This is a genomic window from Mycobacterium sp. (genome assembly GCF_050701675.1).
Lineage (GTDB): Bacteria > Actinomycetota > Actinomycetes > Mycobacteriales > Mycobacteriaceae > Mycobacterium.
Genome location: NZ_JBOGDD010000223.1, coordinates 1 through 2,530 on the forward strand (window position 1 = coordinate 1; position 2,530 = coordinate 2,530).

The window sequence follows — 2,530 nt, forward strand, 5'->3', positions numbered from 1 at the left end:
GAAGTAGACCGACACACCTTCCACGACCGCGCCGCCCCCATCAACCAGGCGGAACGGCAACCAGGGGTCGCCGGTCTGCTTCAACCTGCCGAGCATCGGCACCGACAACGTCGCCAACTCACGATCCTGCTCACCGTCGATATCCACGGGTCGAGACGCTAACCGAGAACTCGAAAAACCGGACGCTACCAGCGACTAAGTGTGTCGTAGTTCAGTAAATAGGTAATGGCCTGCCAGCCGGACGTATTCGGCAGTGCTAACGACCACGTTGGCGACGACGCCGCCTTTGAGACACGCCATCCGATCGGCCAGCACCCGGGCCGGGACACCACCGATCGCGCTGAAGGCCTCGGCGATCAACGCCACCGTCGTCGATGCGCGTTGATCGGTGGCGAACGCGACGAACCGCCACCGGGAGAACGCCAACACCGCGCAGAACAAGAACAACCCCGGTGCGGCCTGAGCCCAGGCGATCACCAGATACTCACCCGGTGACCACACCGCCGGACGACGCCCACGGTGATACTCGTTGCGCCACAACGTCTTCGCCTTCTTGACCAGGCGGCGGAAATTGCGTGCCGACCGTCATAGCCGGCGGCACGGGCGATCGGCAGCATCCGCTTGGCCGACATCCGGCCTTGCGACTTCTCGACGCGTTCGGCGACCAAGTCGGTCACCGCATCGTAGTTGTGGGCCGCTCAGCCCTCGGCGGTGCGGCATCGCCGGCTTCGAACTTCTCGACAACACGTTTGACGGTCGTGGGCGTGGTGCTGCAGAGCTCGGCGGCGCCTCGGTACGACCCGACTTGTTGATAGGCAGAAATGATGTCCATGCGGTCCTTCGCAGACTTCAATGGAACTCCCCGGTGGTGGTGGTGTCTGGTTGGCACCTTCACCGTCACCATCGGGGCCTGCAGTTCCTGATCGACACGACGAACACGGGGTGGGGACTTTTATCTGGCAACCAGCGGGGACCCCTACTTGGGGCGGCTCACGCGGAGTGCGCAAGGATGCTTTCCACAGTGTCGGCGATCGTGTCACCGACCGGTCTTGGTTGCCAGCCCAGGACCTCCTGAGCCTTGACACTGGTCGAGTCGAGATTCATTCCCAGTTGCGGTCTTAGGGCGCGCATTTGCGGGTTGACGGCGCCGAGGACACGCGCCAGGAACACCGCCATTTCACGGGTCGGCGCCTTCGCGGCGCGCTGCCCCAGTCGCTGACGGAGGATCCTCGAGACCTCGACCATACGGAGGCTCTCACCGTACGTGGCGATGAAACGTTCGCCGGCCGCCTTGGGATCAACCATGGCGCGTAGATGGAGGTCGGCGACGTCGCGCACGTCGACCCAGCCGGTCCCGAACGGCGGGCAAGCGGGCATGCTGCCGTCGAGCATGTGGCGGATCGTGCGCAGTGAGGGTGGATCGTCGTTGCCGAGCATCGGGCCGAGGACACCGGTTGGATGGACCGCCGCGAGTTCGAGTCCCCGACCTTGCGTTCGGACGAAGTCCCATGCCGCCCGCTCGGCGAGGGTCTTCGACTTCTGATACGGCGGGATGTCCGGTTCGACGTCGCTCCAGTCGCTTTCGGTGAACGGCGTGGACTGCGGCGCGTGTCCGTCGACGATCGCGCCGGAGGCACTGGTGAGGACGACGCGGCGAATGCCGCCGTCGCGGGCCGCGCGGAGGACACGCAGCACGCCGGCGCGCGCGGTCTCGATCATGTCGGCTTCGGCGAGGTCGTCGGTGCGCAGTGTCGGGGAGCCGACGTGGAGCACGTAGGTGCACCCCTCCACCGCCTCGGCCCAACCCGTATCGCGCTGCAGATCGGCCTGCACGACGGTGAATCGGTTATCGTCGAAAGACCCAGCGGCGGTACGCAACTGCTCGCGCAGGGCGTCGCCCTTTCGCAAGATTCCGCACGGTGGTGCGCACCTCATAACCAGCGTTCAGGGCGGCCAGGACGCACCACCGCCGATGAACCCGGATCTGCCCGTGACGAGCAGTCGCGTGGCGTTCATGAGAGGGCCATTCCAGGAATGCGCGCACGGATCGCGTCCAGTTCGGCTTCGTCCGAGACGCCCTGCCAGTCGTAGCGGGGCGTGTACGGCGCCACGAGCGCGGTGACCTCGTCATCGGTCAACGTCACGTCGAGGGAAGCGACGGCGTCGTCGATCTGCCGCGCCGAACTGGCGCCGACGAGCGGCGCGGTCACGACGTGCTGGCGATGCAACCAGGCCAACGCGATCGTCGCGCGGCTGACGCCGTGCGCGTCGGCGATCCGGCCGACCGCATCGATGATCGCGCGGTTCGACTCCTCCTCGGCCGAGTAGAGGGAGTCCGCGTACGCACCGTCGGTGGCCGAGCGGTTGGTGGCCTTCGCGTCGTCCCAGGCGCGGGCGAGACGGCCACGGGCCAGTGGACTCCAGACGATCGTGCCAACGCCCTCGTCGAGGGCCAGCGGGATCATCTCGCGCTCCTCTTCGCGTGCGAGCAGGTTGTAGTGGTCCTGCATCGTGACGAAGCGTGCCCATC

General features: G+C 66.3%; 2 protein-coding genes and 1 pseudogene. All 3 read right to left on the reverse strand.

Features of this window, described 5'->3' with window-relative positions:
• Window positions 1-216 precede the first annotated feature (216 nt).
• Window positions 217-853, reverse strand: a pseudogene (locus ACRDUX_RS06465) (IS21 family transposase); the annotation flags it as partial.
• A gap of 137 nt (window positions 854-990) precedes the next feature.
• Entirely contained in the window at window positions 991-1,908 is a 918-nt protein-coding gene (locus ACRDUX_RS06470) for an NAD-dependent epimerase/dehydratase family protein (protein ID WP_526412123.1), read from the reverse strand.
• A gap of 104 nt (window positions 1,909-2,012) precedes the next feature.
• Window positions 2,013-2,530, reverse strand: a 518-nt coding sequence (locus ACRDUX_RS06475) for an aldo/keto reductase (RefSeq protein ID WP_526412125.1), incomplete at its 5' end; no start/stop codon positions are given.